The sequence below is a fragment of the Variovorax sp. AC103 genome, assembly GCF_979254005.1.
The window spans coordinates 78,429-102,146 of record NZ_CEEDFC010000003.1; the positions used below are offsets into that span (position 1 = coordinate 78,429).

Below are 23,718 nucleotides of genomic sequence, written 5' to 3' on the forward strand. Positions count from 1 at the left end.
CAAGTTTCCGAAAGTCCTTCGCATGAACGCCTCTTCATCCCGCTACCACTCCGTCTTCACCCCCGGCCTGTTCGACGGGCAGGTCATCGTCGTCACCGGCGGCGGCTCCGGCATCGGCCGCTGCACCGCGCACGAACTCGCGGCGCTCGGCGCACACGTGGTGCTGGTCGGGCGCAAACAGGAAAAACTCGACGCGGTCAAAGCCGAGATCGAGGCCGCCGGCGGCCATGCCAGCACGCAGGCCTTCGACATCCGCCGGGAAGACGCGGTGCGCGAGGCCATCGGCGCCGTCGTTGCCGCGCAGGGCCGCATCGACGGGCTGGTCAACAACGCGGGCGGCCAGTACATCACGCCGCTGGCCGCCATCTCGGCCAAGGGCTGGGAGGCGGTGATCCACACCAACCTCACGGGCGGCTTCCTGGTGGCCCGCGAGTGTTACGTGCAAAGCATGCAGGCGCACGGCGGCGCCATCGTCAACATCGTGGCCGACATCTGGGGCTCCATGCCCAACATGGGCCACAGCGGCGCGGCGCGCGCCGGCATGGTGAGCTTCACCGAGACGGCCGCCGCCGAATGGGCCGTGAGCGGCGTGCGCGTGAACGCGGTGGCACCGGGCTACATCGCATCGAGCGGCATGGACCACTACCCGCCCGAGGCCGGCGACATGCTGCGCGCCATGCGCAAGACCCTGCCCGCGGGCCGCTTCGGCACCGAGGCCGAGACCTCCGCCGCCATCGCCTTCCTGCTGTGCCCCGCGGCCAGCTTCATCAGCGGCACCGTGCTGCGCGTGGACGGCGCGCGGCCGCAGGTGCGCATGGGCTGGCCGATGGAACTGCCCGATGCCCGGGCGCGGCAGCGCGGCGCGGTGAAGCCCTTCGACGGCTTCCACCTGGCGCAGACGCCGCGTGTGTTCCAGGACGCGCAGGGCAAGTGAAGAAAGAACGAACGGAGACAACCCCATGCAGTACACGCACGAGCACCTCGAGATCCAGAAGACCCTGCGCCGCTTCATCGACGAAGAGATCAATCCGCACGTGGACGAATGGGAAGCCGCCGAAATATTCCCCGCGCACGAGGTCTTCAAGAAGCTCGGCAACCTGGGCCTGCTGGGCCTGAACAAGCCCGAGGCCTTCGGCGGCGGCGGGCTCGACTACTCGTACGCCATGGCCATGGCCGAGGCGCTCGGCCACGTCAGCTGCGGCGGCGTGCCCATGGCCATCGGCGTGCAGACCGACATGTGCACGCCCGCGCTCGCGCGCTTCGGCAGCGACGAACTGCGCCGCGAGTTCCTGGCGCCCGCCATCGCGGGCGACATGGTGGGCTGCATCGGCGTGAGCGAGCCCGGCGCGGGCAGCGACGTGGCGGGCCTGAAGAGCCATGCGCGCAAGGACGGCGACGACTACCTCATCAGCGGCCAGAAGATGTGGATCACCAACAGCCTGCAGGCCGACTGGATGTGCATGCTGGTCAACACCGGCGACGGACCGGTGCACCGCAACAAGTCGCTGGTGATGGTGCCGATGGACAGCCCCGGCATCGAGAAGGCGAAGAAGATCCGCAAGATCGGCATGAACTCGAGCGACACCGGGCTCATCTACTTCGACAACGTGCGCGTGCCGCAGCGCTACCGCGTCGGCGAGGAGGGCCAGGGCTTCATCTACCAGATGCAGCAGTTCCAGGAAGAGCGGCTGTGGGCCGCGGCGAGCTCGCTCGAAGCGATGGAAGACTGCATCGCCCAGACCATCGAATGGGCGCAGCAGCGCCAGATGTTCGGCGGCACGCTGGCCGACCAGCAGTGGGTGCAGTTCAAGCTGGCAGAGCTGAAGACCGAAGTCGAAGCCCTGCGTGCCCTCGCCTACCGCGCCTGCGACCTGCATGTGCAGGGCGAGGACGTGCTCGAGCTGGCCTCCATGGCCAAGCTCAAGGCCGGGCGCCTCACGCGGCAGGTGGCCGACACCTGCCTGCAGTTCTGGGGCGGCATGGGCTTCACCCTGGAAAACCGCGTGTCGCGCCTGTACCGCGACGGGCGGCTGGGCTCCATCGGCGGCGGCGCGGACGAGGTGATGCTGGGCATCCTCGCAAAGACCATGGGCATCGCCAAGCGGGCGCCGCGCGTTTGAAGACGCGGTCATGAATGCAGAACTGCAAGCCGACCGCGCCGCGCTCGCCGACACGGTGCGGCGTTTCGCCGAAACCGAGATCGCGCCGCACGTGCAGGCTTGGGACGACGCGGGCGAGTTTCCGCGCGCGCTCTACACACGCGCCGCCGAACTCGGCTTGCTGGGACTGAGCTATCCCGAGGAACTGGGCGGCACGCCCGCCTCGTATTCGCTGAAACTGCCTGCATGGATCGCGCTCGCGCGCCATGGACGCAGCGGCGGCGTGCTCGCCAGCCTGTTCTCGCACAACATCGGCCTGCCGCCCGTGGTGCTGCACGGCAGCGAGGCGGTGCGCCGGGAGGTGGTGCCGCCGGTGCTGCGCGGCGAGAAGATCGCGGCCCTGGCCATCACCGAGCCCGGCGGCGGCTCCGACGTGGCGGCGCTGCGCACCACCGCACGGCGCGAGGGCAACGACTACGTCGTAAACGGCGAGAAGACCTTCATCACCTCAGGCATGCGCGCCGACTGGATCACCGTGGCCGTGCGCACCGGCGAAGGCCGCGGCGCGGGCGGCATCTCGATGCTGCTGGTGCCGGGCGACACGCCGGGCCTCTCGCGCACGCGCCTGGCGAAGATGGGCTGGCTGTGCTCCGACACCGCCACGCTGCACTTCGACAACGTGCGCGTGCCGGCGCGCTACCTGCTGGGGGACGAAGGCGCGGGCTTTCGCATGGTCATGGGCAACTTCAACGGCGAGCGCATCGGGCTGGCCGCCGGGGCGCTCGGCTTCGCGCAGGCCTGCCTCGACGAAGCACTGGCCTGGTCGCGTGAGCGCAAGACCTTCGGCACCGCGCTCATCGAGCACCAGGCCGTGCGCCACAAGCTGGTGGACATGCAGATGCGCATCGCCTCCACCGAAGCATGGATCGAGGCCGTGTCGGCCGAGGGCGATGCGCTCGAGGCGGCCGGCCGCTTCAACGCGCCCGAGTGGGTGGCGCAGATCTGCATGCTGAAGAACCACGCGACGCAGACCATGCAGTTCTGCGCCGACCAGGCGGTGCAGATCCTGGGCGGCATGGGCTTCATGCGCGGCACCGTCAGCGAGCGCATCTACCGCGAGGTGAAGGTCATGATGATCGGCGGCGGGGCGGAGGAAATCATGAAGGAGCTGGCGGCCAGGCAGATGGGCTGGTGAGCGGCCAGACCGGGCGCGCCGCAGGCCGATCTCACGCCAGCGGAAAACTGTTCTTCACCGGCGAGGCTGCCGGTGCATGGCGTTCTGCGCCGCGCCTGCTTAGCATCGAGCGGCCACCCACAGCAGGAGCCCCGTGTGATCTTCGTCTTTCATCTTCTCGACAAACCCGGTTCGGCCGCGTTGCGCACCGCGGTGCGCCCGGAACACAAGGCCTACCTGGCGCAGGTGGCCGACCGCATGGCCTTCGCCGGCCCGCTGCTGGCCGACGACGGAAAGACGATGGTGGGCAGCCTGCTGGCCATCGAATTCGACAGCCGCGCGGCTGCCGAGCAATGGCAGGCGAACGAGCCTTTCACGCGCGCCGGGCTCTATGCCAGCAGTTCGAGTTCGGTCCTGGCCTTCACCAACCTGTGGCCGCAGAAGGTCGGCTTCGCGCCGGCCGAATGAGCGAGCGCACGGCCTCCATGGTCAAGCACATCGTGATGTGGAACCTGCGCGGCGACACGCCCGAAGAAAAGGCGCAGGCCTGCCAGCTGCTCAAGCGCAAGTTCGAGTCGCTGCGCGGGCAGGTGCCGGGCCTGCGGCACCTGGAAGTGGGCGTCGATTCAAGCGGCGTGGGCTACGCCTGCGACGTGGTGCTCTACAGCGAGTTCGACAGCCAGGCCGCGCTGGACGGCTACGCCACGCACCCCGCGCACCTGCGCATTCGCGAAGAGCTGGGCGAGCTGCGCATTGCGCGGCACCAGGTGGACTACGCGGCAGGTTGATCCGAGGCGGGTCGACCGGCGCCGGAGCGCGCCTGCGCCACGCAGAAGCTGCGCACCAGTTGCAGCGCTGGCGCCTCGGTGCGGCCTTCGAGCGTGACGAAAGCGAACTGCGCGCTCAGCCCCGCCGCGGGATGCACCTTCAACTCGGCCAGCTCGCCGCTGTCCTGCAGCGCACGCGTGGCCGCCAGTACGCCCAGCAAGATGGCGTCGGTGTTGCGTACAGCGCCGATCAGCGCGCCGATGTCTTCCGATGACACGTGCAGCCAGCGCTGCGGGCTGGCGTCGCTGCCGTAGCGCGCCACCAGCGTGCGTGCCACGTCGTCGCTGACCATCGTCGAGATCACCGGGTAGCGCGTGAGCGCGTCGAAGCGCACGGGCTTGCGGCGACCCTGCTCGAGCAGCGGATGGTCGCGCCGGCAGACGAAGCCCGAACGCATGGTCGGAAGCACCTCGATGTGCAGGTCTTCGCGCGGCGGCACCGCACGGTAGGTGAGCACCAGCGCGTCGAGCGTGCGCGCACGCAGCGCCGCCAGCTGAAGCTCAGGGCTGCCGCCGTGCAGCTGCACGCCCACGCGTGGATGGTTGCGCAGCATCTCGATCAGCAAGGGCCCCGAGAACAACGCGCCGGGCGCCGCGCCGAGCCCCAGCCTCACCGAGCCCGCCTGTCCGTCGGCCAGCAGCGCGGCGGCGCGCTTGAGTTCGTGCGCTTCCGTGGAGATGCGCTTGGCGCGCGCCAGCACCATCGCGCCGAAGGGTGTGAGCTCGTTGCGCTTGCCAATGCGGTCAACGAGCTGCATGCCCAGTTCCTGCTCGAGCATCTGAATGCTTCGGCTGAGCGCCGGCTGCGTGAGGTGCACCTTCTCTGAAGCACGGCTGAAGGAGCCGGTTTCCGCGAGCGCGAGCAGATGGTCGAGTTGCTGGAGGTTCATGGCGGGCGGCGAGTTGTCGTATGCATGAGTAGTGCGCATGGTAATGACAAAAACAATGCATTGGACGGATGAAAGAACGATTCCTAGCATCCAGCGCATACCACTCAAGACCCAGGAATTCCCCATGAAACGGTTCGCTCGATGGCTCTGCGCGCTCGCTTTTCTAGGCTGCGCAACGGCAGGGACGGCGCAGGCGCAGACGGCCACCTTCCCCTCGAAGGTGGTCACGCTGTTGGTTCCCTACCCGGCCGGCGCGGCCAGCGACTTCACAGCGCGGGCGCTGAGCGAGCCCCTCGCCAAGGCGCTCGGCGGCCCGGTGATCGTGGAGAACATCGGCGGCGCGACCGGCGCCATCGCCGCGGCCAAGGTGCTCGCCGCGCCGGCCGACGGCCACTACCTGTTCCAGGGCTCGCCCAACGAACTGATCCTGTCGGGGCTGGTGAACAGGAGCACGCGCTACAAGCCCGAAGACTTCCAGTGGATCGCGCCGGTGGCGACCTCGCCGCTGGTGCTGGTGGTCAACAGCAAGCTGCCGGTGCACACGCTCGACGAGTTCGTGGCGCTGGCGCGCACCCGCAAAGACGCCCCCTTGAGCTACGGCACGCCGGGCGCGGGCACGCTGTACCACCTGCTGGGCGAGCTCTTCACCAAGCGCACTGGCGCGGCACTCACGCACGTGCCCTACAAAGGCGGCGCGCCGATCATCCAGGACCTGCTCGGCGGGCAGATCGACTTCGCGTTCATGCCCTACCAAGCCTTCTATGTGGACTACGTGAACCAGGGCCGCCTGCGCCTCGTCGGCTCGCTCTCGCCGGGCAAGCGCCTGCCCGCGCCCTTCGACACGCTGCAGACCAGCGCGCAGAGCAAGGAGATGAAGGAGTTCGACTTCGGCATCTGGACCTCGTACATGGTGCGCAAGGGCACGCCACAGCCAGTGGCCGAGCGGCTGAACGCCGCGATTGCAGCAGCGCTGAAGAACCCGCATGCGCGCGCGCAGCTGGAGTCGCAGGCCAAGACGGTCTTCGAGCCGATGAGCCTGGAGGTGGGCGAAAAGTTCTACGCGAACGAGGCCGCGCGCTACCGCGAGCTGGTCAAGACCATCGGCTACGAGTCGCCCTGACGCCGGTTCGCTTCCTTCCATTTCCATTCGATTCCGTTCGAGGAGACGCATTCATGAAGACTGGACACATCCATGGCATGGCGCTCGCGCTCGCGCTCGCGCTGTCGCTCTCCGCTTGCGGCGGTGGAGGCGGGGGCACCACGGGGTTCGGCGGCCTTGCGCTGCCGCCACCCGCGGCACCGGCGCCCGCCCCGGCAGCGGCGCCACCACCCGCGCAGGACCTCACGCTCGCCATGACCACCGAAGGCCAGGTCGCGGGCACGGCCGGCGCCGATGCGGTGTCCTTCCTCGGCATTCCCTACGCGCAGGCACCGGTGGGCGCGTTGCGCTGGGCGCCACCGCGGCCGCCGGCCGCGCATGCCGACACGCTGCTCGCCAAGACCTTCGGCAACGCCTGCCCGCAGGCGTCAGGCGCGGTGTCGTCGCCGATTGCCGAAGACTGCCTCTACCTGAACGTGTGGAAGCCCGCGGGCACCAAGCCCAACGACAAGCTGCCGGTGCTCTTCTACATCCACGGTGGCGCCTTCACGCTGGGCTCGGGCGAGATGGGCCCGAGCCCGCTGGCCAGCCGCGGCGTGATCGTTGTCAGCCTGAACTACCGACTGGGCGCGCTCGGCTACCTCGCCAACCAGGCACTGCGCGCGGCCAACAAGGACGGCAGTCTCGGCAACTTCGCGGTGATGGACCAACTGGCCGCGCTCGGCTGGGTGCAGAAGAACATCGCGGCCTTCGGCGGCGACGCGGGCAACGTCACGCTGTGGGGCACCTCGGCGGGCGCGACGCAGAGCTTCTCGCTGCTGCAGTCGCCCAAGGCCAGGGGGCTGTTCCAGCGCGCGGTGATGCAGAGCGGCGGCTCGGCCGAGTACTCGAACCCGAGCATGGACACCTCGCTGGCCGTCGGCGACACGGCGGTGAAGAACCTCGGCTGCAGCACCGCAACCGACGTGGTCGCTTGCCTGCGCGCGCTGCCCGTGTCGGCGCTGCTAGGCCAGGGCGGGCTCAAGTGGCGGCCCACGGTGGACGCACAAATCATCACGCAGGTGCCCGCGCGCGCCTTCCAGAGCGGCAACTTCAACCAGGTGCCCGTGATGATCGGCGGCGTGTACGACGAGGGCACGCTGTTCGTCGACACGCAGCTGAGCACCGACAACTACCCGCTGTACCTGCGCGGCCTTGCACCGGCAGGCTACGACACCACGGCCATCGAGGCCGCGTATCCGGTTGGCAACTACGCGGTGCCCGCGCAGGGCTTCGCGCGGGCCATGGGCGACGCGCTGTACGCGTGCGGCAACAGCGCCCGGCGCGATGCGCTGTCGGCCTGGGTGCCGGTGTACGGCTGGGAACTGAACGACCCGCAGCTCTCGTTTCCGCCAAGCCCCAAGCGCTTCTACTACGGCACCGCGCACGGCATGGACAGCTACTACTTCACCGGCACGGTCGATGCGCTGCCCAGCTACCCGTACTTCGACCCCGGCAGCGCCACGCCCGACGCGGCCACCACGGCGCAGCGCAAGGCGTTGTCGGCGCAGATGGTTGCGTACCTGCTCAACTTCGCGAAGAACGGCGACCCCAACGGCGACGGGCGCAACGTCGCCTCGCGCTGGCCGCGCTTCACGGGGCCGTCGGACCGCGCGCTGATCGACTTCAGCTACCCCGCCGTCAAGACCTCGAGCAACGCCTTCGAGCACACGCACAAGTGCGACACGCTGTGGGGACCCGCCGTGTTCCCGCCGCTGTACTGACCCACGAACCCGAACAGATTTCTTCATGAACGAGCAGCACGTCATCGACTACCTCCACGCCCGGCAACCCAAGATCGTGGACTGGCTCAAAGCCTTCCTGCGCATTCCGAGCGTGAGCGCCGACCCGGCCTTCGCGCAGGGCATGCACGACGCGCGGCGCTTTCTCGTCGAGCGGCTGGAAAACATCGGCCTGGCCAACGTGCGGCTGCTCGACGGCGGCGGCGAACCCGCCGTGTATGGCGAATGGAACGGCGCGCCGGGCAAGCCCACGCTGATGGTCTACGGCCACTACGACGTGCAGCCCGTGGACCCCATCGAACAGTGGCGCACGTCGCCCTTCGAGCCGACGGAGGTGGACGGCCGGCTCTACGGGCGCGGCACGTCCGACGTGAAGGGCTCGACCACCATCGCGCTGGAAGTGATCGCCGCGTTCCTCGCGGTGCAGGGCGCATGCCCGGTGAACATCAAGGTGTTCCTGGAGGGCGAGGAAGAGACAGGCAGCCCGTCGCTTCGGCCCCTCATCGAGCGGCATCGGCAGTTGCTGCAAGCTGACGCGGTGCTGTCGGCGGACGGCGGGCGCGCGAGCGCCGAGGTGCCCACCATCAACACAGGCGCGCGCGGCAATGCGCAACTCGAGGTGCGGCTGCGCACCGCGCACAAGGACCTGCACTCGGGCCGCTACGGCGGCAGCGTGCGCAACGCGCTGCATGAGATGGCGCGGCTGGTCGCCTCGCTGCACCATGCGGACGGCAGCGTGGCGGTCGACGGCTTCCACGACGGCGCCTTGCCGCCGACCGAGCGCCAGCGCGCCGACACCGCGGCGTTTCCGTACGACGAGGCGGCGTTCTTCTCGGACGTCGGCGGCAACTCGCATGGCGAGCCGGGCTACACGGCGCGTGAACGCGTCACGCTGCGGCCTGCGCTGGACATCAACGGCCTGTGGGGCGGTTACACCGGCGGCGGCGGCAAGACCATCGTGCCCTGCGAGGCGCAGGCCAAGCTGACGACGCGCGTGGTCGTGGGGCAGGACCCGGCCGGCATGATCCGCGCGGTGCTGCACCACCTGCAACGGCATTGCCCCGCGGGCTGCACACTCGACGTGGTGGCGATGAACGATGGATCGCCCGCATCGACGCTCGCCGCGGGCCATCCGCTGGTGCGCGCGGCCGAGGCGGTGCTCGAATGCGAGACCGGACGCCGGCCCATTCACGTGCGCCTGGGCGCGAGCGTACCGGTGACGGCGATCTTCAAAGAGATGCTGGGCATCGACACGTTGATGTTCGGCTTCAACCTGCCAGACGAAGACGTGCACGCGCCGAACGAGTTCTTCAGGTTGAAGTCCATCGGCGAAGGCACGCGCGGGTGGACGCTGCTGCTGGCGGAGCTGGCGAAGCATGCGCCGGCGTCGTTCCACGCAGCGCAGGACTGACGCGCGTCAGGCTCAGTGCCCGGCGTCGTTTCCGCCGTCGTTGTCGTTACCACCCTGCGCGGCCTTCGCCGCCGCGCGCAGCTTGTCCTTCTTGCTCGGCCGCGCCCCCTTCACGCCGCCCGTGCCCGACGCATCGGTCACCGGCACGGCCGCTTCGGTAGGCTCGAAGCCTTCGACGCGCTCGCGCGGCAGGCTCAGGCCCTGGCGCTTCTCGATCAGGCGGAAGTGGGCCTCGGTCGATGCACTCACGAAGCTGATCGCCAGCCCGCTCGCCCCCGCGCGCCCGGTGCGGCCGATGCGGTGGATGTAGTCGGTGGGCGAACGCGGCAGGTCGTAGTTGATGACCACGGGCAGCTGCGCGATGTCGATGCCGCGCGCCGCGAGGTCGGTGGCGATCACCACGTCCCAGCGGCTCTCCTTGAACTGCGACAGGATGTCGGTGCGCGTGCCTTGCGCGATGTCGCCGTGGAAGGGCACCGCGTAGATGCCGTTCTTGTAGAGCTTCTCGGCCACGATCTGCGCCGCGTGCTGCGTGGCGACGAAGACCAGCACGCGGTCCCATTCGCCTTCGTGCTGCTTGAGCAGGTGGCGCAGCAACTGCGTGCGTCGGATGGCGTCGACCTCGATCACGCGCTGCACGATATTGGGCTCGGTGCCCGGTTCGCCCTGCACGTCGATGACGGCGGGCTCGCGCAGCATGCCGTCGGCCAGCGCCTGGATGGCGGCCGGGAAGGTGGCGGAGAACAGCAGGTTCTGGCGCTGCGCGGGCAGCAGCGCGAGGATGCGGCCGAGCTCCTCGGCAAAGCCGAGGTCGAACAGGCGGTCGGCCTCGTCGAGCACCAGCGTCGACACGGCATTCAGCTTGAGCGCGTTGTGCTCGATCAGGTCGAGCAGCCGGCCCGGCGTGGCGATGACGATGTCGGCGCCGCCGCGCAGGCCCATCATCTGCGGGTTGATCGACACGCCGCCGAAGGCGATGACGATCTTCAGCCGTTCGGGCAGGTGCTGCGCCAGGCTGCGCATGGTCTCGCCGACCTGGGCCGCGAGTTCGCGCGTGGGCACGAGGACCAGGGCGCGCACGCGGCGCGGGCCGTCCACGCGCTGGGCACTCAGGCGCTGCAGCACGGGAAGGGAAAATGCGGCGGTCTTGCCGGAGCCGGTCTGCGCCGAGCCCCGCACGTCGCGGCCCTGCAGAATCGCGGGGATGGCCGCGGCCTGGATGGCGGTCGGCGCGGCATAACCGCTTTCGGCGGCAGCCTGAACGAGCGCGGGGGCCAGGCCCAGTGAAACGAATGGCATGTGAGCAGACAGAGAGAGAAACCCGAGAGAGAAGAAAGACGTAGCGAATGTCGACGATGAAACAGCGCAATCAGACCGGCAGCGCCCTGGTGTACTCCACCGAGGCGGGCGGGCGCATGTGCCCCGACTGCGGCGAGCCCGTGGCCCGGTGCCGCTGCAAGGAACTCAACGCGCGCGCGCCGGCCACCGACGGCATTGTGCGTGTATCGCACGAGACCAAGGGGCGCAAAGGCAAGGGCGTGACCGTCGTCAAGGGCGTGGCGCTGGACGCCGAAGGCCTCGCAGCGCTCGGCAAGCAGCTCAAGACGGCCTGCGGCTCGGGCGGCACGGTGAAGGACGGCGTGATCGAAATCCAGGGCGACCACCGCGAAACGGTGATCGCCGCCCTCGTGAAGCAGGGCCACACCGTCAAGCGCGCGGGAGGCTGAGCACCCGATGAAGCCCGAAGACCTGCAGCGCCTGGTGAGCCTCCCGATGCCTTTTGGCAAGCACAAGGGCACGCTGATCGCCGATTTGCCCGGAAATTACCTGAATTGGTTTGCACGTGAGGGTTTTCCCTCAGGCGACATTGGCCGGCTGCTCGCCCTGATGCATGAGATAGACCACAACGGGCTTTCGGACCTCCTGAAACCGTTGCGAAATCGCCCGCCGGGTCGGACTGTTTCGCAATAACACACGAATTTCCCACTCTTTTTGCAATTCACGCTGGATAATCCGGCTTACGTGTCTGTGAGACTTGTCTCCCGTGCACGTAATTCGGTGATCGGTCAGTTTCGCGCCACAGCGCACTTGTTTGTTGTGATTCTGGGACTCCATCGCTTTGTTTTGTTGGTTTGAATTAGGAGTCCCTCAATGGGCAAGAAACTCTACGTAGGCAACCTCGCCTACTCCGTGCGTGACAACGACCTGGAACAGGCTTTCGGCGAGTTCGGCTCGATCGTCAGCGCCAAGGTCATGATGGAACGCGACACCGGTCGTTCGAAGGGCTTCGGCTTTGTCGAAATGGGCACGGATGCTGAAGCACTCGCAGCTGTCGAAGCCATGAACGGCCATTCACTCCAGGGCCGTGCCCTGACGGTGAACGAAGCCCGTCCGATGGAAGCTCGTCCCCCCCGCACCGGTGGTGGCGGCGGCTACGGCGGTGGTGGCGGTGGCGGCTACGGCGGTGGTGGTGGTGGCGGCGGTTACGGCGGCGGCGGCGGTGGCCGCAGCGGTGGTGGCGGCGGTTACGGCGGCGGCGGCGGTGGCCGCGGCGGCTACTAAGCCCTCCCTGCACGTCCGAGAGCTCCGGCTCTCTGAATGAAAAAAGCTCCTTCGGGAGCTTTTTTCGTTTCTACCGCGCCCTTCCGTGCCCGCAGTCAGGTCGCCCTCATGGAAACCCGGTAAGCATTTGTCCGTACCCTCGCGGTCAGCCAACGGTCAGCCGCGCAGAACGACGCTCACTCCTTCAAAACAAGAGGGGCGAGACATGCGCATCAAGAGTCAGGCGGACTTCTTTTCAGGAGTCATGTTCACCAGCGTGGGAGGGGCCTTCGCGATAGGCGCCACGACCTACACCATCGGCGACGGCGCCCGCATGGGGCCGGGGTACTTCCCGCTGATGCTGGGCATCCTGCTGGCCTTTCTGGGCGCCATCATCATGTTCCAGGCGCTGGTGGTCGAGACCACCGACGGCGACCCGATCGGCAAGTGGGCCTGGAAGCCCCTGGCCTTCGTGCTCGGCGCCAACCTCGCCTTCGGCGTGCTGCTGGGCGGGCTGCCCAGCATCGGGCTGCCGGCCATGGGAATGATCATCGCGATCTACGCCCTCACGATCATCTCGAGCATGGCGGGCGAGCACTTCAAGCTGCGCGACGTGCTGATCCTCTCGACCATCCTGGCCGCCGGCAGCTACGTGGCCTTCATCTGGGCGCTCAAGCTCCAGATCCAGGTCTGGCCCACTTTCATTTCGGGCTGAGGAGCACGCACCATGGACCTGATCCACAACCTTTCCATCGGTTTCGGCGTTGCCTTCACCTTCACCAACCTGCTGTATTGCCTGCTGGGCTGCATTCTGGGCACGCTGATCGGCGTGCTGCCCGGCATCGGCCCGGTCGCGACCATCGCGATGCTGCTGCCTGCCACGTACGCGCTGCCGCCCGTGTCGGCGCTCATCATGCTGGCAGGCATCTATTACGGCGCGCAGTACGGCGGCTCCACGACGGCCATCCTGGTGAACCTGCCCGGGGAGTCGTCCTCGGTGGTCACCTGCATCGACGGCTACCAGATGGCAAGGCAGGGCCGCGCGGGCCCCGCGCTGGCCGCGGCCGGCCTGGGCTCGTTCTTCGCGGGCTGCGTGGGCACGCTGATCCTGGCGGCCTTCGCACCGCCGCTGACCGAGCTGGCCTTCAAGTTCGGCCCGGCCGAGTACTTCTCGCTGATGACGCTGGGCCTGATCGGCGCGGTGGTGCTGGCGTCGGGTTCGCTGATCAAGGCGGTGGCCATGATCGTGCTGGGCCTGCTGCTGGGCATCGTGGGCACCGACGTCAACTCGGGCGTGGCGCGCTACAGCTTCGACATTCCTGAACTGACCGACGGCATCGGCTTCGTGGTGATCGCCATGGGCGTGTTCGGCTACGGCGAAATCATCGGCAACCTCTCGCAGCCCGACGACGAGCGCGAGGTGTTCACGCACAAGGTGAAGGGCCTGTGGCCCACCAAGGAAGACTTCAAGCGCATGACGCCCGCGGTGCTGCGCGGCACGGCGCTGGGTTCGGCCCTGGGCATCCTGCCGGGCGGCGGCGCGCTGCTGGCCTCGTTCGCCTCGTATGCGCTGGAGAAGAAGATCAAGATGCGCCCGGGCGAAGTGCCTTTCGGCAAGGGCAACATCCGCGGCGTGGCGTCGCCCGAGTCGGCCAACAACGCCGGCGCGCAGACCTCCTTCATTCCGCTGCTGACGCTGGGCATTCCGCCCAACGCGGTGATGGCGCTGATGGTGGGCGCCATGACGATCCACAACATCCAGCCCGGCCCGCAGGTGATGACCAGCAACCCGGAGCTGTTCTGGGGCCTGATCGCCTCGATGTGGATCGGCAACGCGATGCTGATCATCCTGAACCTGCCGCTCATCGGCATGTGGATCAAGCTGCTGACGGTGCCCTACAAGTTCCTGTTCCCGGCGATCGTGCTGTTCTGCGCCATCGGCGTGTACTCGACCAACAACAACACCTTCGACGTGTGGATGGTGGCGGCCTTCGGCTTCATCGGCTACCTGTTCATCAAGCTCAGGACGGAGCCCGCGCCGCTGCTGCTGGGCTTCATCCTCGGGCCGATGATGGAAGAGAACCTGCGGCGCGCCCTGCTGCTGTCGCGCGGTGCATGGAGCGTGTTCGTCACGCGGCCGCTGTCGGCGGGGCTGCTGGTGGCCGCGGTGATGCTGCTGGGCATCGTGCTGCTGCCGGCCATCAAGGCCAAGCGCGAGGAAGCCTTCGTCGAAGAATAGGCCCGCCACCGGGGGCAACACCCGAGGCCCGGCAAAGCCGGTTCCTCGGTGTTTCTGGAAGAAGCCCCCGGCTTGGCGCCTGGGGCTTTTTTCATTTCAGGAACGCGTCGTACGCCGTCTTCAGGATCAGCGCGCTCACCACCACGATGAACACGCCCCGCACGAACCCCGCGCCGTGCTTGAGCGCCACGCGCGTGCCCAGCAGGCTGCCGGCCACGTTGGCCACCGCCATCACCAGCCCGTACTGCCACCACACGTGGCCCTTGGCCGCCAGCAGGATCAGCGCGGCGCCGTTGGTCAGGGTGTTGATGATCTTGGCGGAGGCCGAGGCGTTGAGGAAGTCGTAGCCCATCCAGCGCACGAACAGGAACACCAGGAAGCTGCCCGCGCCCGGCCCGAAGAAACCGTCGTACAGCCCGATCGACAGGCCGATGGTGCAGGCCGCCAGCGTTTCGGCGCGGCCGGTGAAACGCGGCGCGTGCAGCCGGCCCATGTCCTTGCGCGCCAGCGTGTACAGAAGCACGCCCAGCAAGATGACAGGCAGCGCCCGGCGCAGGAAGTCGCCGGGAAACATCGTGACACCCCAGGCGCCCAGCATCGCGCCGGCAAAGCCGGCCAATGCGGCCGGCCAGAGGGCCCCCCAGCGCATCTGCACCCGCTGGCTGAACTGGGCCGCCGCGGCGGCCGTGCCCCAAATGGACGCGCTCTTGTTGGTGCCCAGCAGGGTCGCCGGTGGTGCGCCCGGAAACACGGCGAACAGCGCCGGCACCAGGATCAGCCCGCCCCCACCCACGATCGAATCGACAAAACCCGCGAGCAGCGAGGCACCTGTGACCACCAGCATTTCCATGGCGGCGATTGTCTCACCCGCAACGCTACTAAAAAAGTAGCGTCACGCGCAGGTGCGGCAAGCGTATGGGGTGCATTCGGCTTGAGAAAAAAGGCCGGGCCACGCCCTTCGAACAGGCAAAAAAAAGACGCCGACCAGCGGCGTCTTTCAAGTTCGAAACAGGCATCTCGTACGGAGCCTTTGAAGATTTTTCTTGTTGATCGGGAAGTTGTCTCCTCGGACCCTCGGCAGTACGAGCAGGGCCCGTTCGCGAGTGGGCAGACTTTAGAGCGTGCACCGCGTCAGTGCATTGGGAATTACCCGCTTTGACTCAGGTCCGACACACGATTTGCGAACGAAAGTGTGTCGATGAGTTAACAAGGTGGCACGACTTGTGCACGTAAGGCAACAGTCCACAACTCGAAGAAGACAACGGCCATGGCCTTGGCAACGCACGCCTCCATCAGCGCGGCAGACACCGCGTGGATGATGACTTCGACCGCGCTGGTGCTGCTGATGACGCTGCCCGGCATCGCGCTCTTCTACGCAGGCATGGTGCGCCGCAAGAACGTGCTGGCCACCATGGCGGCCGTGGTGGCGATTGCCGCGGTGGTCTCGCTGACCTGGTTCGCGCTGGGCTACTCGCTGGCCTTCACGCCCGGCTGGCCCTGGCTGGGCGGGCTCGGGCGCTGGGGCTTCTCGGGTTTCGAGTACCTGAAGGAAGCGGGCCAGGTGGCGGTGAGCCATGTCGCGCCCAACGTGCCCGAGTCGGTCTACGCGATGTTCCAGCTGACCTTCGCGATCATCACCACCGCCCTGGTGCTGGGCGCCTTCGTCGAACGCATGCGCTTCTCGGCCATCCTGTGGTTCGCGCTGCTGTGGAGCGTGCTGGTGTATGCGCCGGTGGCGCACTGGGTGTGGGAGCCGGGCGGCTGGCTCGCGCAGATGGGCGCGCTCGACTTCGCCGGCGGCTCGGTGGTTCACGTCAACGCGGGCATCGCGGGGCTGGTCTGCGCCTATGCGCTGGGTCCGCGCAAAGGCTACGGGCGCGAGGCCTTCGAGCCCTACAGCCTGGCGATGACGATGATGGGCGCCGGCCTGCTGTGGGTCGGCTGGTTCGGCTTCAATGCAGGCTCGGCCGTGGCAGCCGACGGGCGCGCGGGCCTGGCGATGCTGGTGACGCACATCGCGGCGGCGGCCGGCGCCATGAGCTGGATGATCGGCGAGTGGATCGTGCGGCGCAGCCCCTCTTTGCTGGGCCTGTGCTCGGGCCTGGTGGCCGGGCTGGTGGCGATCACGCCGGCGGCCGGTTTCGTCACGCCGCTGGCGGCGCTGGCCATCGGCACCATCGCGGGGCTGGCGTGCTACTGGGGCGCCACCGGGCTGAAGCACATGCTGGGGGCGGACGACTCGCTGGACGTGTTCGGCGTGCACGGCATCGGTGGCATCGTGGGTGCGCTGCTCACGGGGGTGTTCGCCGATGCGCGCATCTCGGGCGTCACGGGCGACGTGCTGACGCAGGCCGTCGCGGTGGGAAGCGTGGCCATCTACAGCGCGACGGGGACGGCGGTGGTGCTTTGGCTGGTGCATGTGCTGGTGGGCTTGCGCGTCGACGCAAACAGCGAGCTGCTGGGCCTCGATCTTGCACAGCACAAGGAACACCTGGGGAGTTGATCCACCGTCGGAGGAACCATGCCATCCATGTCCGAAAGCGAACGCATCGCCCTCGCCGCCCGCCTTCATGTGGCGCTGCGGCGAAAGCACGGCCGCGTGACCGACACCGAGTGGATGGCAACCAACGCGGAATACGCCGCCGAGATCGTGCGCATGACGCGCGCGCACGCCGCCGAAACCAAGGACGAGGAGCTCGACCAGCTGGCCACGCGGCTGGAGCAGGCGATGGAGCCGCTGGCGCGCGCTGCCCGGCTGGCGGCGCGGCAACCCGACGGGCAGCCGCCGACGCCGCCGCCGCGGTACGTGGGCGGGTTGCGCTGAACGAACCCCGCCCCCCGATGCCGATTCCCGAACTCAGCCCGCAGCCAACGCCGCCTTGCGAATCGACTGCAGCGTGCTCCCCGGGGTGATGGCCTCCGGGTCCAGCAGGCAATGCAGGATCGCCGGCTTGCCGCTCGCTCGCGCGCGGGCCAGTGCGGGGCCGAACTCTTCCGTGGTGGTGACCCGCTCGCCGTGGCCGCCGAACACCTCGGCATAGCCGCGGAAGTCGGGGTTCTTCAACTGCGTGGCGCTGATGCGGCCGGGGTAATGCTTTTCCTGGTGCATGCGGATGGTGCCGTACATGGCGTTGTCGAGCAGCACCACGAGGATCGGCAGGCCGTACTGCACCGCCGTCGCGAACTCCTGGCCGTGCATCATGAAGTCGCCGTCACCGGCAAACACCACCACCTCGCGCTGCGGCCACAACCGCTTGGCGCCGACACCGGCCGGCAGGCCGTAGCCCATCGAGCCGCTGGTGGGCGCCAGCTGGCTGGCGAACGCGCGGAACGGCCAGAAGCGGTGCACCCAGGTGGCGAAGTTGCCCGCGCCGTTGCAGAAGATGGTGTCGGCCGGCAGCACCTCGCGCAGGTGCTGCATGACCTCGCCCATCTGCAGCGGACCCGGAATGCGGATGGGCGCCGGGTCGCTCCAGCGCAGGAAGTCTTCGCGCGCGGTCTTGGTCTCGGCCTGCCACGCGGGCGTGGATGCGGGGCGCAGCGCGGTCACCGCTTCGGCAAAAGCCTGCGGCGTGGCGTGGATGCCCTGCGCCGGGCGGTAGAGCTTGCCGAGTTCGTCCGCATCGGCGTGCACGTGCACCAATGCCTGCTTCGGCTGCGGAATCGCCAGCAGCTCGTAGCCCTGCGACGGCACTTCCGACAGGCGGCCACCGACCAGCAGCACCAGGTCGGCATGGCGGATGCGCTCCAGCATGCGCGGGTTGGCGCCCAGGCCCAGGTCGCCCGCATAGCAAGGGTGCTCGGCGGACATCAGCATCTGGCGGCGGAACGAGCAGTACACGGGCAGCGAGAACGCCGCCGCGAATTCCGCGAACTGCTGTGCGGCCTTTTCGGACCAGCGGCTGCCGCCCAGGATGACGACCGGGCGCAGCGCCTGCGCCAGGCGCTGCTGCAGTTCGGCGACCTGCGACGCACCGGGATGGGTTTCGGTCACCGCGTAAGGCAGCGCGTTCGCCACCGTCGCGGCCTCGGTCAGCATGTCTTCCGGCAGCGCGATCACCACCGGGCCGGGCCGGCCCGAGGTGGCGACGTGGAAGGCGCGCGACACCAGCTCCGGCACGCGCGCCGGGTCGTCGATCTGCACGACCCACTTGGCCATGGTGCCGAACACGGCGCTGTAGTCGAGTTCCTGGAAGGCCTCACGGCCCAGCGCCTCGCGCGCGACCTGGCCCACGAAGAGCAGCAGCGGCGTCGAGTCCTGGTGCGCGATGTGCACGCCGGCCGCCGCGTTGGTGGCGCCCGGGCCGCGCGTGACGAAGCAGATGCCGGGCTTGCCCGTGAGCTTGCCCTGCGCCTCGGCCATCATGGCCGCGCCGCCTTCCTGGCGGCACACGGTCACGTCGATCGATGCGTCATGCAGCGCGTCGAGCACGGCAAGAAAGCTTTCGCCGGGCACGCAGAAGAGTTGCTGCACGCCATGGGTGATGAGCTGGTCGACCAGGATCTGGCCGCCGGTGCGGGGTGAGGTCATGCTTGTTCCAAAGGGCTGAAGGTAGGCGGTATTGCTCCTTCCCCTTTGGGGGAAGGCTGGGATGGGGGCAAGCGGCGTTGGTCAGGCCGACAGCAACTGACATGCCGCAAGCCCCCACCCCTTCCCTCCCCCAGCGGGGGAGAGAGAAAGTCAAAGTCATTCGAGGGCGTTGCACGCGGCGATGATGCGACTGCACGCCTCTTCCAGTTGCGACATCGCCGTCGCATACGAAATCCGGAAATACGGCGCCAGCCCGAACACGCTGCCTGGCACCACCGCCACCTCGAAGTCCTGCAGCAGGTAGCCGCAGAAGTCGCTGTCGCTCTGCAGCAAGGTGCCGCCGGGTGTGCGCTTGCCGAGCACGCCCGCGCAACCCGCGAAGGTATAGAACGCGCCTTCGGGCACGCGGCAGTGCAGGCCGGGCGCGCGGTTCAGCGCGGCGACCACGAAGTCGCGGCGCGCCTGGAAGTCGGCGCAGCGCTCGGCCACGATGCCCTGCGGCCCGGTCAGCGCCTCGATGGCCGCGGCCTGGCTGATGGACGACGGGCAGGAGGTCGTCTGGCTCTGCACCACGGCCATGGCCGCGATGAGCGCGCGCGGCCCTGCGCCGTAGCCCACGCGCCAGCCGGTCATGGCGTAGGCCTTCGACACGCCGTTGACGGTCAGCGTGCGTTCGCGCAGCCGCGGCTCGACCGCCACCGGCGTCGCAAAGGCGAGCTCGTCGTAGAGGATGTGTTCGTAGATGTCGTCCGCCAGCACCCACACCTGCGGATGCCGCAGCAGCACCTCGCACAGCGGCTTGAGTTGCGCCGCGCTATAGGCCGCGCCGCTCGGGTTCGACGGCGAGTTGAGGAACAGCCAGCGCGTGCGCGGCGTGATGGCCGCGTCGAGCTGCGCCGCATCGAGCCGGAAGCCGTTGGCTTCGGTGCAGGCCACCACCACCGGCACGCCGCCGCAGATCCGCACGATGTCCGCGTACGAGGTCCAGTACGGCGCCGGCAGGATCACCTCGTCGCCCGGGTCCAGGCTGGCCATCAGCGCGTTGAAGATGACCTGCTTGGCGCCCGCGCTCACGCTGATCTCGTCGGGCGCGAAGTCCAGCGCATTGTCGCGCCTGAACTTCAGCTGCACCGCCGCCTTCATCGCCGGGCTGCCGTCGAGCACCGTGTAGCGCGTCTCGCCGCGTTCGATGGCGCGCACCGCGGCGTCGCGCACGCTCGACGGCGTGTCGAAATCGGGCTCGCCCGCGCCCAGCACGATCACCGGACGGCCCGCGCGCTTGAGCGCGTTGGCGTGGTCCGTGATGCGCAGGATTTCCGAGACGCCGATGGCGCGCACGCGCTGCGCCGGCAGGAAAGCAACCGTGCCCAGGCTCACTTGGCGTAGGCCTCCAGCGGCTTGTCGTTGGGCTCGGCCATCAGCTGCTTGAGCGCCGGGCTCATCGGCAGGTTCAGGCTGGTGTTCTTCGGCGGAATGGCGGCCACGAACCACTTGGTGTAGATCTTCTCGAGGTCGCCGCTCTTCATCATGCGGCGCAGCGAGTCGTCCACCGCCGCCTTGAAGGCGGGGTCGTCCTTGCGGAACAGCAGCGCGATCGGCTCGGAGCCCAGCGCCTCGCCGACGATGCGGTACGACGCGGGGCTCTTCGAGTTCGCGATGATGCCGGCCAGCAGGTTGTCGTCGAGCACGAAGGCATCGGCGCGGCCCGACTCCAGCAGCAGAAAGCTCTCGAGGTGGTCCTTGCCCAGCATGGTGTTGTAAGACACGTTCTGCGCGCGCTCGCGCTTGCGCAGCAGCTGCACGGCGGTGGTGCCGGTGGAGGCCGACACGTTGCGTCCCGCCAGCTGGTCGAGCGTGGCGATGCCCGAGTCGACCTTGGTCGCCATGCGCACTTCGCTCACGTACGTGGTGAGCGCGAAGGCCACCTGCTGCTGGCGCGCGGTGTTGTTGGTGGTGGGGCCGCAGCCGATGTCCAGCGTGCCGTTCTGCACCAGCGGAATGGTGTTCTGCGCCGTCACGGCCATGTACTCCAGCCTGGCCTGCGGCGCGATGTCCTTCAGCACGCGCTCGCACAGCTCCACGTGGTAGCCCACGTACTTCTCGCCCGCGCCCAGCATGTAGGCCATGGGCGGCGAGGCTTCGCGCACGCCGAGCACGACCTTGCCGCTGCTCTTGATCTTGTCGAGGGTGCCGGGGGTGGTCTGCGCGGCGGCGCCGAACGCGAGCGCGAGCATCGCGGCTGCGATGGCGGTGGTTGTGGCGGTCTTGAAGGGAATGTTCATGGTCTCTGTCTCCTGCTTATGGTTGTGGTGAATGCATGCGGCCGCCGTCCTGCCACCGCAGCAGGGCTGCTGCGCGGCAGGTTCGAACGAACCGGGGGGGCGATCAGTCGCCGATGTCGAAAGTCACGCCCTGTGCGAGCGGCAACGCGGTCGAATAGTTGGTGGTGTTGGTCGCGCGGCGCATGTACGCCTTCCAGCTGTCCGAGCCCGCCTCGCGCCCGCCGCCGGTTTCCTTCTCGCCGCCGAAGGCACCGCCGATCTCGGCACCGCTCGGGCCGATGTTGACGTTGGCAATGCCGCAGTCAGAGCCCGCGCTCGACATGAAGCGCTCCGCCTCGCGCACGTTCAGCGTGAAGATCGACGACGACAGGCCCGCGCCCACTTCGTTGTGCCATTCGATGGCCTCGTCGAGCGTGCCGTAGCGCACCACATACAGGATGGGCGCGAAGGTCTCGCGCAGCACCGGGCCGGCGTGCGACTTGAGTTCGACCAGCGCGGGGCGCACGTAGTAGGCGTCCTGCGTGCCGATGCCATCGACGCGGCTGCCGCCATGCACGGTGGCACCGATCTCGCGGCTTTCGTTCAGGGCCTTCTGCATGCCGTCGAAAGCGGCGCGGTCGATCAGCGGACCGACCAGCGTGCCGGCCTCGCGCGGATCGCCCACCTGCACGTTGCCGTAGACCTTGGCCAGCTTGGGCACCAGCGCGTCGTACACGCTGTCGTGCACGAACAGGCGGCGCAGCGTGGTGCAGCGCTGGCCCGCCGTGCCCATGGCCGCGAAGGCGATGCCGCGCAGCGTGAGGTCCAGGTCGGCCGACGGCGTGACGATGGCGGCGTTGTTGCCGCCCAGCTCCAGGATGGCGCGGGCAAAGCGGGCAGCCAGCTTCGGCCCGACCTGGCGGCCCATGGCGGTGGAACCGGTGGCCGACAGAATGGGCACGCGGTGGTCGTCCACCAGCACCTCGCCGATGTCGCGCAGGCCCAGCAGCAGGCCCAGCAGGCCTTCGGGCGCGTCGCCGAAGCGCTCGACGGCGCGCTGCGCGATGGCATGCACGGCCAGCGCGGTCAGCGGTGTTTTCTCGGACGGCTTCCACACCACCGAGTCCCCGCACACCAGCGCCAGCGCCGCGTTCCACGACCACACGGCCACCGGAAAGTTGAAGGCCGAAATCACGCCGCACACGCCCAGCGGATGCCAGGTTTCCATCATGCGGTGCTCGGCGCGCTCGGTGGCCAGCGTCAGGCCGTAGAGCTGGCGCGACAGGCCCACCGCGAAGTCGCAGATGTCGATCATTTCCTGCACCTCGCCCGCGCCTTCGGATGGGATCTTGCCGGCCTCCAGGGTGACCAGGCGGCCCAGGTCGCGCTTGGCGACGCGCAGCTCTTCGCCCAGCAGGCGCACCAGTTCGCCGCGGCGCGGGGCCGGCACGTTGCGCCAGGCCTTGAAGGCGTCGTGCGCGCGGCCGATGGCGGCGGTGGCCTCCGCCGGCGTGGTCTGCCGCACCTGCGCGACCACCTCGCCGGACACCGGCGAGCGCACCGTCAGTTCGCCGCCGGTGTGGGCCTCGCGGGGCACGCCCAGGCGCTGCAGCAGTTGTTCGACTTCGGCGGCGACGGACGCCTGGGAAAGAGGGGGGTGGGCTTCGGACATGGACGCGCTCCGGGAGGGAGGAGAAAGAAGGAAGGCAGGAAGGCGGTACGGGGGGGGGTGGAACCCGGCCAATATCAGCGAACTGCGCGCGATTGGCTAGTGAAAAAATGGAAGGACCTGATGCGTTTCAGGAAGGATGATGGCGTGCGCCGCGCATCCGACGGGCTGCGCGCCTACGCACAGGGCGCAAGGCCGCATCCAAGATGCGCCACCCCCACTTGCCCGACCGCCATGAAGACGATCCTCTCCCTCTACGCCGCCCTCCACGCGCTGACGGCGTTCGCGTTCGCCGCAGCGGCCGTGGTGCTGATCGTGGTCGCGGGGCACGCGGGCTTTGTCGCCGTCATGCAGGGCATCGACATCTCGGCGGCCGAAGCGGTGATCGAGGCGGTCGGCCTGCTGGCGGCCGCGGTCGTGGCGCTGCAGATCTCCCAGACCGTGCTCGAAGAAGAAGTGGTGCGCGACGCCCACATCGGCGCGCCGACGCGGGTGCGCCGGTTCCTGTCGCGGTTCATGGTGGTGATCGTGGTGGCGGTGGCGGTCGAGGGCCTGGTCGCGATCTTCAAGGCCCGCGAGGCGCCCGAGCTCATGCTGTACGGCGCCGCCCTGCTGAGCGCGGTGGGCCTGCTGATGGCGGGCTGGGGCGTGTTCATCCGCCTCAACCGCTACGCCGAAGAGCTGGAGCCCGAAGCGATGCAGGAAGCCAAGAGCGAAGACATCAAGCTGAAGGAGTGAGCATGCCTTTTTCGAGCCTTCTCAAGCCCACCCTGGCCGCGCTGGGCGTGGCCCTGCCGCTCGCGGCCGCCGCCGCGGACCGCAACCCGCTCGTGGCCGAGCGCTGGAAGACGCGCCCGGTGGTCGTGGTGGTGCCGGCGGAGGGTGACGCGCTGCTGCGCAAGGTCGAGTCCGCCCTGCGCCAGACGGCCACGCGCGAGGCCTTCATCGACCGCGAGATGGTGCTCTACACGGTGGTCGCGGGCCAGGGCCGCCGCAACGCGCAGCCGCTCGACGTGGCGCAGACCCGCGCGCTGCTGGCCGCGCTGAAACTCGATGCGGCGGGCCCGCCCATCTTCGTGCTGGTCGGCAAGGACGGCGGCGTGAAGATGACCGAAGGGCCCGACGTCGACCTGCAGGCGGTGTTCGCGGAGATCGACAGGATGCCGATGCGCCGGCGTTGAAGCTGGCGGTGCCGG

Annotated in this window: 24 protein-coding genes; 17 read left to right on the forward strand and 7 right to left on the reverse strand. The window is 68.5% G+C overall.

Annotated features, from left to right (window positions below; genetic code table 11):
* Positions 1-22: 22 nt before the first annotated feature.
* From AC0IYU_RS05045 to AC0IYU_RS05065, 5 genes are all read left to right on the forward strand, one after another.
* Entirely contained in the window at positions 23-934 is a 912-nt protein-coding gene (locus AC0IYU_RS05045; RefSeq protein ID WP_472113804.1) for an SDR family oxidoreductase, read from the forward strand.
* Positions 935-959: 25 nt separating this feature from the next.
* Complete coding sequence (locus AC0IYU_RS05050; RefSeq protein ID WP_472113807.1) at positions 960-2,120, forward strand: acyl-CoA dehydrogenase family protein; 1,161 nt, start codon at positions 960-962, stop codon at positions 2,118-2,120.
* A 10-nt stretch (positions 2,121-2,130) separates the two neighbouring features.
* Positions 2,131-3,294 carry an acyl-CoA dehydrogenase family protein gene (locus AC0IYU_RS05055; RefSeq protein ID WP_435487184.1) on the forward strand — a complete coding sequence of 388 codons (1,164 nt, stop codon included), beginning with the start codon at positions 2,131-2,133 and terminating at the stop codon, positions 3,292-3,294.
* Between the two features lie 135 nt (positions 3,295-3,429).
* Positions 3,430-3,741 carry a YciI family protein gene (locus AC0IYU_RS05060; RefSeq protein ID WP_472113810.1) on the forward strand — a complete coding sequence of 104 codons (312 nt, stop codon included), beginning with the start codon at positions 3,430-3,432 and terminating at the stop codon, positions 3,739-3,741.
* A gap of 17 nt (positions 3,742-3,758) precedes the next feature.
* Positions 3,759-4,061: a Dabb family protein gene (locus AC0IYU_RS05065; protein ID WP_472114343.1), complete on the forward strand. Its 303-nt coding sequence runs from the start codon at positions 3,759-3,761 to the stop codon at positions 4,059-4,061.
* Here the strand turns inward: AC0IYU_RS05065 and AC0IYU_RS05070 are convergent.
* Entirely contained in the window at positions 4,046-4,990 is a 945-nt protein-coding gene (locus tag AC0IYU_RS05070) for a LysR family transcriptional regulator (protein ID WP_472113813.1), read from the reverse strand. The two genes, AC0IYU_RS05065 and AC0IYU_RS05070, sit on opposite strands and share 16 nt — an antisense overlap.
* A gap of 124 nt (positions 4,991-5,114) precedes the next feature.
* Here AC0IYU_RS05070 and AC0IYU_RS05075 point away from each other — a divergent pair, with 124 nt between their 5' ends.
* The 3 genes from AC0IYU_RS05075 to AC0IYU_RS05085 are packed head-to-tail and all read left to right on the forward strand — an operon-like array spanning position 5,115 to position 9,281.
* Positions 5,115-6,110, forward strand: coding sequence for a Bug family tripartite tricarboxylate transporter substrate binding protein (locus AC0IYU_RS05075; RefSeq protein WP_472113815.1), 996 nt, complete (start codon positions 5,115-5,117; stop codon positions 6,108-6,110).
* 53 nt (positions 6,111-6,163) lie between these two features.
* Positions 6,164-7,852 carry a carboxylesterase/lipase family protein gene (locus AC0IYU_RS05080; RefSeq protein WP_472113817.1) on the forward strand — a complete coding sequence of 563 codons (1,689 nt, stop codon included), beginning with the start codon at positions 6,164-6,166 and terminating at the stop codon, positions 7,850-7,852.
* 25 nt (positions 7,853-7,877) lie between these two features.
* Positions 7,878-9,281: a dipeptidase gene (locus AC0IYU_RS05085; RefSeq protein WP_472113820.1), complete on the forward strand. Its 1,404-nt coding sequence runs from the start codon at positions 7,878-7,880 to the stop codon at positions 9,279-9,281.
* 12 nt (positions 9,282-9,293) lie between these two features.
* Here AC0IYU_RS05085 and AC0IYU_RS05090 read toward each other — a convergent pair whose 3' ends face one another.
* Positions 9,294-10,580 carry a DEAD/DEAH box helicase gene (locus AC0IYU_RS05090; RefSeq protein WP_472113823.1) on the reverse strand — a complete coding sequence of 429 codons (1,287 nt, stop codon included), beginning with the start codon at positions 10,578-10,580 and terminating at the stop codon, positions 9,294-9,296.
* A gap of 47 nt (positions 10,581-10,627) precedes the next feature.
* Between AC0IYU_RS05090 and AC0IYU_RS05095 the strand changes: the two genes are divergently transcribed.
* The 5 genes from AC0IYU_RS05095 (at position 10,628) to AC0IYU_RS05115 (ending at position 14,061) form a co-directional block, all read left to right on the forward strand.
* Positions 10,628-11,008 carry a translation initiation factor Sui1 gene (locus tag AC0IYU_RS05095; protein WP_435438865.1) on the forward strand — a complete coding sequence of 127 codons (381 nt, stop codon included), beginning with the start codon at positions 10,628-10,630 and terminating at the stop codon, positions 11,006-11,008.
* A 7-nt stretch (positions 11,009-11,015) separates the two neighbouring features.
* Entirely contained in the window at positions 11,016-11,252 is a 237-nt protein-coding gene (locus AC0IYU_RS05100; RefSeq protein ID WP_435446788.1) for a DUF3820 family protein, read from the forward strand.
* A gap of 180 nt (positions 11,253-11,432) precedes the next feature.
* Positions 11,433-11,843 carry an RNA recognition motif domain-containing protein gene (locus AC0IYU_RS05105; protein WP_192323417.1) on the forward strand — a complete coding sequence of 137 codons (411 nt, stop codon included), beginning with the start codon at positions 11,433-11,435 and terminating at the stop codon, positions 11,841-11,843.
* Positions 11,844-12,048: 205 nt separating this feature from the next.
* Positions 12,049-12,537 (forward strand): tripartite tricarboxylate transporter TctB family protein, encoded by a 489-nt coding sequence (locus AC0IYU_RS05110; RefSeq protein WP_435487191.1) that lies wholly within the window; start codon positions 12,049-12,051, stop codon positions 12,535-12,537.
* A gap of 12 nt (positions 12,538-12,549) precedes the next feature.
* The gene (locus tag AC0IYU_RS05115) at positions 12,550-14,061 is read left to right on the forward strand and encodes a tripartite tricarboxylate transporter permease (RefSeq protein ID WP_093127645.1); all 1,512 of its coding nucleotides are present in this window, start codon (positions 12,550-12,552) and stop codon (positions 14,059-14,061) included.
* A gap of 91 nt (positions 14,062-14,152) precedes the next feature.
* Here the strand turns inward: AC0IYU_RS05115 and AC0IYU_RS05120 are convergent, their stop codons facing one another.
* Positions 14,153-14,911: a sulfite exporter TauE/SafE family protein gene (locus AC0IYU_RS05120; protein ID WP_472113826.1), complete on the reverse strand. Its 759-nt coding sequence runs from the start codon at positions 14,909-14,911 to the stop codon at positions 14,153-14,155.
* 417 nt (positions 14,912-15,328) lie between these two features.
* Here AC0IYU_RS05120 and AC0IYU_RS05125 point away from each other — a divergent pair, with 417 nt between their 5' ends.
* Together AC0IYU_RS05125 and AC0IYU_RS05130 are read left to right on the forward strand one after the other, a co-directional pair.
* Positions 15,329-16,564, forward strand: a complete 1,236-nt coding sequence (locus AC0IYU_RS05125; RefSeq protein ID WP_472113829.1) for an ammonium transporter — start codon at positions 15,329-15,331, stop codon at positions 16,562-16,564.
* Between the two features lie 18 nt (positions 16,565-16,582).
* Positions 16,583-16,885, forward strand: coding sequence for a hypothetical protein (locus AC0IYU_RS05130; protein ID WP_472113832.1), 303 nt, complete (start codon positions 16,583-16,585; stop codon positions 16,883-16,885).
* A gap of 33 nt (positions 16,886-16,918) precedes the next feature.
* On the opposite strand, the gene AC0IYU_RS05135 is transcribed toward AC0IYU_RS05130, so the two are convergent.
* The 4 genes from AC0IYU_RS05135 to amaB form a co-directional block, all read right to left on the reverse strand.
* A complete protein-coding gene (locus tag AC0IYU_RS05135) occupies positions 16,919-18,592 on the reverse strand; it encodes a thiamine pyrophosphate-binding protein (protein ID WP_472113835.1) in 1,674 nt (557 codons plus the stop codon).
* A 156-nt stretch (positions 18,593-18,748) separates the two neighbouring features.
* Positions 18,749-19,969: a pyridoxal phosphate-dependent aminotransferase gene (locus AC0IYU_RS05140; RefSeq protein WP_472113838.1), complete on the reverse strand. Its 1,221-nt coding sequence runs from the start codon at positions 19,967-19,969 to the stop codon at positions 18,749-18,751.
* On the reverse strand, positions 19,966-20,874 hold the full coding sequence (locus AC0IYU_RS05145) for an amino acid ABC transporter substrate-binding protein (RefSeq protein WP_472113841.1): 909 nt from the start codon (positions 20,872-20,874) through the stop codon (positions 19,966-19,968). The genes AC0IYU_RS05140 and AC0IYU_RS05145 overlap by 4 nt, the downstream gene beginning before the upstream one ends.
* Positions 20,875-20,977: 103 nt before the next feature.
* Complete coding sequence (gene amaB / locus AC0IYU_RS05150) at positions 20,978-22,525, reverse strand: L-piperidine-6-carboxylate dehydrogenase (protein ID WP_472113844.1); 1,548 nt, start codon at positions 22,523-22,525, stop codon at positions 20,978-20,980.
* A 231-nt stretch (positions 22,526-22,756) separates the two neighbouring features.
* Between amaB and AC0IYU_RS05155 the strand changes: the two genes are divergently transcribed.
* Complete coding sequence (locus AC0IYU_RS05155) at positions 22,757-23,260, forward strand: hypothetical protein (protein WP_472113847.1); 504 nt, start codon at positions 22,757-22,759, stop codon at positions 23,258-23,260.
* Positions 23,261-23,262: 2 nt separating this feature from the next.
* Positions 23,263-23,703, forward strand: coding sequence for a DUF4174 domain-containing protein (locus tag AC0IYU_RS05160; protein ID WP_472113850.1), 441 nt, complete (start codon positions 23,263-23,265; stop codon positions 23,701-23,703).
* The last annotated feature ends 15 nt before the right edge of the window (positions 23,704-23,718 follow it).